Below are 5,547 nucleotides of genomic sequence, written 5' to 3' on the forward strand. Positions count from 1 at the left end.
GGCCTCTACGGACCATGCAAATCAATGATTTGGTCATCTTTTCTGCGAATTTTCCCGCGACGATGTGGCAGAAAAGCTGACTTCCCCCTACAAAATTCGCAGAAAAGTTGGCCTCCGAAACACCAACACTCATTTGTGTCCAGGGTTTCTAGAGCAGATCACTGACGATTGGCCTCAGCGCGGCACGTGGATGTGCTGCTTGATATGCTTGAGATTGGCCACAATAGTGAAGGTCATGATGACCAGCATGGACCATGAGCTCCATTTGCCCACATGCACGGCCGACCATGCTCCGATTTGATTGGGATAGCGCCATACGCCCGCAAAGGTGCTGATATTTTCGGCCAGCCAGATAAAACCGCCAATGAGCACGAAGGCCAGCAGCAAGGGCATCTGGTAGTTTCTATCCAGCGGACGAAACACCACGGTGGTCCGAGCATACAGACCCAAAGCGCAGGCTGCCAGATACCATCGGTAGTCTCCGATATAGTGGTGAGTGAAAAAGTTGACATAAATAAGCACCGCGATCAGCGCCGCCATCCAGTGTGGGGGATGATGGCGTATGCGCAGATCGAATAGCCGCCACGCCTGGATGATGTAGCTGCCCACGGCGGCATACATAAAGCCGGCGAACAAGGGGACGCCCCATAGCTTGGTGTAGGCCGGGTCGGGATAAGCCCAGGACTGGATGGTGCCCGAGGTTTTGAACACCTCCAGCGCAAAACCCACGACATGAAACAGCGAGATGACCTTGAGTTCGTCCAGCGTCTCCAGGTGCGTGGCCACCATGCCCACCTGAATGAGCAGTGCAACGATCAGCAGTACGTCATAACGCGGCATGCCCCAGAGCCCGGCGCGTGGCATGGCGAACACCGCCAGGAAGAAAAGCCCCGCGAACAGGCAACTGCGCGCTTCCTTCAGGCCGAAGAAGAAAAACTCGCGAACAAAGCGCCTGAATCCATCCGGCCCACCGGGCAACGGCGGCGCCATGAGCCAGTCGTCGAGGGTGTTCGAACGACGGCGGGATGCGCGCGGCAAACGTTGAGTCGTGTTGAAAAGGGGCATAGATGGGAAAAAGGCACTGAAGACAGGTTGTGTGTGAGCTGTTCGCCGATGCCCACAAAGCACCTAACATGAAACTCATTCGGGGGTGTCAGGCTTTCCGTGTTCAAGGCAGGTTGAGATTCACACGGATGGTCGAACGAATCGATCCTCGTAAAGGATGGCGAACTAGTTCATAGCCGCCTTCCAGTCATGAGCAGCACGCCCCCAATCGGCAGTGATGTTGCGCAGTGCCAGCCAGATGAGCTTGGTGGCGGCCTCGTCGGTCGGGAAGTGTCCTCGAGTCTTGATGATCTTGCGCAGCTGCGAGTTGATGTTCTCGATGGCGTTCGTAGTGTAACCGTACCGACGGCGTGGCGAGATCGCATTGGTCTCCTTTGCGTAACGCTGGGCAGGTTCACGTGATCCGATCTGAAGCGCTTTGAATGTCATCGTTTGAGGGCCGTCGAGTAACACGACAACGTCTGTCAACGTTCCCTATGGTCCGGAAAAACGACCACCACCATAGAGCAGAACTATCGCCTCCTCCATTCAATATGTGAGAAAACGCTCACAATCATTGAGACCCTACACCAACCTACACGCCCCCCTTGCCGCTCATCCGCCCCCAATAATCCCCCTTGACACCCTATCTTTCGATATATATCTTTAGATATGTTTTACGACATATAGGACACGATCATGCGACACCCCCCCTCCCGCGGCCATGCCCGATGCGACGGTCATGGTACGCATGCCGGCCCTGAATGGTTCGCCGGTCTCTGGCACGCGATTGGCCGCCATCGCCGCGGCCACGATCCGTTCGGCGGCGGCCCGTTCGGTGGCCGTGGCGGACGCGGCGGCTTTGGCGATTTCGGCGACGACGGCATGCCGCGCGGCCGCCAGTTCAGCTCCGACGATCTTCAACTGCTGCTGCTGGCGCTGGTCGCCGAGCAGCCGAGCCACGGCTACGAGCTGATCAAGGCGCTCGACACGCGCTCGAACGGTTTCTACAGCCCGAGCCCCGGCATGGTGTATCCGGCGCTCACGTATCTCGAGGAAGTCGGCTTCGTCGCGTCGCAGGCGGAAGGCAACCGCAAGCGCTATGCGCTGACCGACGCCGGCCGCGCGCATCTCGATGCGCAGCGCGAACGCGTCGACACCTTGTTCGCACGCCTCACGCATCTCGCACGCAAGATGGAATTCATGCGCCGCGCGTTCGCCGGCGAATCGGCGGGCAGCGAAGCGCAGGACGACGCACAGCCCGGCTGGCTACCGGAGTTCGTCGAGGCCCGCCTCGCACTGAAGCGGGCGCTGCTCCACAAGAGCGCGGCCGATGCCGACGAACAGCGGCGCATCGCGGCGATCATGCGCCGCGCGACGGCCGAAATCGAAGGCGGCACCGGCGCGTAATCCGCGCCGCCCTATCAAAACCCCAGGAGAACGGATTGATGCAGAACCCATCCGAACGCGCCGTCACTCGCGTGCGCCATACCCTCAAGTTCCGCCTGCTGCAGGTCGTGCGCGTGCACGCCGTGACGCCGCACCTGCTGCGCGTCACCCTCGGCGGCCCCGACCTCGCGGATTTCGAATCGTCGTCGTTCGACGATCACGTGAAAGTGTTTTTCCCGCCGCCCGGCGCCGAGCGGCCCGCGATGCCGACGCTCGGCGCGAACGGCCCCGAGTTTCCCGAAGGCGAACCGAAGCCGGTCGCGCGCGATTTCACGCCGCGCCGCTTCGACCGCGCCGCGTGCGAACTGGATCTGGAATTCGTGCTGAACCATTCGGGCCCCGCATCGCAGTGGGCTGCGCAGGCACGCGTCGGCCAGTGGCTCGGCATCGGCGGCCCGCGCGGTTCGTTCGTGGTCCCGATCGATTTCGACTGGCATCTGTTGATCGGCGACGATACGGCGCTGCCGGCGGTCGCGCGGCGTCTCGAGCAATTGCCGGCCGGCGCACGCGCGGCGGTCGTGCTGGAAGTCGCGGATCGCACCGCGCAGATCGCGTTCGATACGCGTGCCGACGTGCATGAAATCTGGCGCTTTCGCGCCGAAGCCGACGCGGCGGACGGCGACGTGCTGCTGAATGCGGTGCGCGATCTGCCGCTGCCGTCCGCGGGCGACGGTTACGTGTGGGCGGCGGGCGAAGCGCAGTCGATGCGCGCGGTGCGTCAGCACCTGACCGGCGAGCGCGGCATCGACAAGTCGCGCATCCGCGCGGCGGCCTACTGGAAGCGCGGCGCGGCGGCCGTGCATGAAACGCTGGAAGACTGACGCGAACAAGCGCCCGCGCATCGGCGGGCTTGGCATCGGCGGGGCGGCTGGTATATATGTATGTCTGCGACGCCGCTGTCGGGCGACAGCCGCCGCAGCCCGTCCAGGAGCGCCCGCTCATGACAAAAGAAAGCCACGCTTCGCCGTTCCTTCGCCACCTGAAGATCGCCGGCTATTGCGGCCTGGCGGCCGTCGTGCTCGCGCTGTTCGTCGCGATGTGCGCGATCCTGAAGGAAAGCGCTCTCGACCGCGACGCCGCCCGGCACCCGGGCGAAACGCCCGAATTGCACGAAGCAGGCGGCGGCCCGTCCGCTTCGGCTGAAGCAGACAGGACGCCCGGTTGACGGCGTCCGGCCCGCACTTCTCCCGCGTCGTTCTCCCACTCAGGGCGCGCGCTCACGCCCCATCATCACCGCGTGCAGCGCGTCGCCGATCCGTTCGAGCAGCTCGACCACGCGTTGTCCATACAGGTGCGCGGCCAGCGCGCCGGCCGTGCCGACCAGCACGCCGCCGGCCATGTCGAACGGCCAATGCACGCCCGCATACACACGACCCCAGGCAATCGCGACGGCCATCGCGACCATCACGAACCCGGTCAGCCGCGTCGTGCCGGCAAGCATCATGCCGACCGCGAGACTCCACGCGAACGTCATGTGATCGCTCGGAAACGAGCTGTCCGGCGCATGCGGAATCAGTTGCGTGCCGATTCCGACCATGAACGGCCGCGGCGAAAACCAGAAATGCCCGATCACCTGCGCGAGCGCCAGCGCCACACACGTGCCGACACCGGCTTCGATCGCCTGGCGCCGCGTCGGGCGCTCGCCGAAGATCCAGGTCAGCAGCAGCATCGCGGGCAGCGCATAGACGAGCCAGTCGGCGGCGAAGATCGCGAAGCGGGCAACGCCCGGGTGCGGCGCGGCGCCGGCATTGATGGCGGAAAACAGGGTGAGATTGAGGTTCTGCATGAATCCGGTGACGTGGGGCGTAGTAATGGGACCGGGCGCGCCGGTCGGATGCGAACGATGCTAGTGCTCACTCGCTTAAGCGATGCTTAATGCGCGGGCGGCTGTGCCCTTGTCCGAAACAGGGCCCGTGCGCCGCGCGCGAACGCACTTAGAGCCTGCACTGCAACACAAGTTCACACAATTGTCATATTCCCGCGCGACTGTCTCCCGTAAAAGCTCACCAACCATCCCGTAAAGGCTCACCTTTTTCACATTGCGGCGTCATCGACGCGTGCGAGTATCGGACCGCCGCGCGCGCGCCGTGCCGTTTGCGCCGTTCGCCTCAATATTTGCGTTGCAAATAATTCGAAATCGGCAACAATTAATTCCAAATGCGGCATCGCACAACGGCAACGCACAGGCATAGGATTACGAGCTTACGAGCACTCATCCACGAAGCGATCAACAACAAGGAGTCCGCATGAAACCCAGCGATGTCAGATCGAAAGCGTTTGCGATGCCGTTGACCAGCCCTGCCTTTCCGATGGGCCCGTACCGTTTCGTCGATCGTGAGTTTCTGATCATCACGTATCGCACCGATCCGGACCGTCTGCGTGAAATCGTCCCCGAGCCGCTGCAGGTCACCGAACCGCTCGTCCATTACGAGTTCATTCGCATGGCCGATTCGACCGGCTTCGGCGACTACACGGAAAGCGGCCAGGTGATCCCCGTCGAGTACAACGGCCAGCCCGGCGGCTACACGCTCGCGATGTATCTCGACGATCACCCGCCGATCGCCGGCGGCCGCGAGCTGTGGGGTTTCCCGAAGAAGCTCGCGTCGCCCACGCTGCACGTGAACACCGATCACATCCTGGGCACGCTCGACTACGGCAAGGTGCGCGTCGCGACCGGCACGATGGGCTACAAGCACAAGGAACTCGACATCGACGAGCAGACGAAGCGCCTGGCCGGCCCGAACTTCCTGCTGAAGATCATCCCGCACGTCGACGGCACCGCACGCGTGTGCGAACTGGTGCGCTACTACATGCAGGACATCAAGATGAAGGGCGCGTGGACGGGCCCTGCCTCGCTCGAACTGGCACCGCACGCGCTTGCGCCGGTGGCCGACCTGCCGGTGCTCGAGATCGTCGAAGCGCGCCACCTCGTCGCGGATTTGACACTCGGCCTCGGCGAAGTCGTCTACGATTACCTGGCTCAGTAACACGTCCGCAGTCCTTTCTCCCTGTCAATCCTTTCACCACGGGAAATTCGAAATGAGCAACCTGAAT

General features: G+C 62.7%; 6 protein-coding genes and 1 pseudogene. 4 read left to right on the forward strand and 3 right to left on the reverse strand.

Annotation, left to right across the window (positions count from 1 at the left end; all coding sequences use genetic code 11):
- Positions 1-174: 174 nt before the first annotated feature.
- Both U5771_RS34525 and U5771_RS34530 read right to left on the reverse strand, forming a co-directional pair.
- Positions 175-990, reverse strand: a complete 816-nt coding sequence (locus U5771_RS34525; RefSeq protein ID WP_322028089.1) for a DUF817 domain-containing protein — start codon at positions 988-990, stop codon at positions 175-177.
- 240 nt (positions 991-1,230) lie between these two features.
- Positions 1,231-1,413: pseudogene (locus tag U5771_RS34530) on the reverse strand (transposase); the annotation flags it as partial.
- A 330-nt stretch (positions 1,414-1,743) separates the two neighbouring features.
- Here U5771_RS34530 and U5771_RS34535 point away from each other — a divergent pair.
- The 3 genes from U5771_RS34535 to U5771_RS34545 all read left to right on the forward strand — a co-directional run bounded on the left by U5771_RS34535 (position 1,744) and on the right by U5771_RS34545 (position 3,658).
- On the forward strand, positions 1,744-2,454 hold the full coding sequence (locus tag U5771_RS34535; protein ID WP_322028090.1) for a PadR family transcriptional regulator: 711 nt from the start codon (positions 1,744-1,746) through the stop codon (positions 2,452-2,454).
- 38 nt (positions 2,455-2,492) lie between these two features.
- A complete protein-coding gene (locus U5771_RS34540; RefSeq protein ID WP_322028091.1) occupies positions 2,493-3,314 on the forward strand; it encodes a siderophore-interacting protein in 822 nt (273 codons plus the stop codon).
- 119 nt (positions 3,315-3,433) lie between these two features.
- Complete coding sequence (locus U5771_RS34545) at positions 3,434-3,658, forward strand: hypothetical protein (protein ID WP_322028093.1); 225 nt, start codon at positions 3,434-3,436, stop codon at positions 3,656-3,658.
- A 39-nt stretch (positions 3,659-3,697) separates the two neighbouring features.
- On the opposite strand, the gene U5771_RS34550 is transcribed toward U5771_RS34545, so the two are convergent.
- On the reverse strand, positions 3,698-4,279 hold the full coding sequence (locus U5771_RS34550) for a phosphatase PAP2 family protein (protein ID WP_322028092.1): 582 nt from the start codon (positions 4,277-4,279) through the stop codon (positions 3,698-3,700).
- 460 nt (positions 4,280-4,739) lie between these two features.
- Between U5771_RS34550 and U5771_RS34555 the strand changes: the two genes are divergently transcribed.
- Positions 4,740-5,480: an acetoacetate decarboxylase gene (locus tag U5771_RS34555; protein ID WP_009687317.1), complete on the forward strand. Its 741-nt coding sequence runs from the start codon at positions 4,740-4,742 to the stop codon at positions 5,478-5,480.
- Positions 5,481-5,547 lie beyond the last annotated feature (67 nt).

The organism is Burkholderia sp. BCC1977 (genome assembly GCF_905339595.1).
GTDB lineage: Bacteria > Pseudomonadota > Gammaproteobacteria > Burkholderiales > Burkholderiaceae > Burkholderia.

What these genes read in the sequence shown, in the direction of transcription:
- U5771_RS34555 (WP_009687317.1), top strand. Translation starts at nt 4,740, where the DNA reads ATGAAACCCAGCGATGTCAGATCGAAAGCGTTTGCGATGCCGTTGACC.
- U5771_RS34545 (WP_322028093.1), top strand. Translation starts at nt 3,434, where the DNA reads ATGACAAAAGAAAGCCACGCTTCGCCGTTCCTTCGCCACCTGAAGATC.
- U5771_RS34550 (WP_322028092.1), bottom strand. Translation starts at nt 4,279, where the DNA reads ATGCAGAACCTCAATCTCACCCTGTTTTCCGCCATCAATGCCGGCGCC.
- U5771_RS34535 (WP_322028090.1), top strand. Translation starts at nt 1,744, where the DNA reads ATGCGACACCCCCCCTCCCGCGGCCATGCCCGATGCGACGGTCATGGT.
- U5771_RS34540 (WP_322028091.1), top strand. Translation starts at nt 2,493, where the DNA reads ATGCAGAACCCATCCGAACGCGCCGTCACTCGCGTGCGCCATACCCTC.
- U5771_RS34525 (WP_322028089.1), bottom strand. Translation starts at nt 990, where the DNA reads ATGGCGCCGCCGTTGCCCGGTGGGCCGGATGGATTCAGGCGCTTTGTT.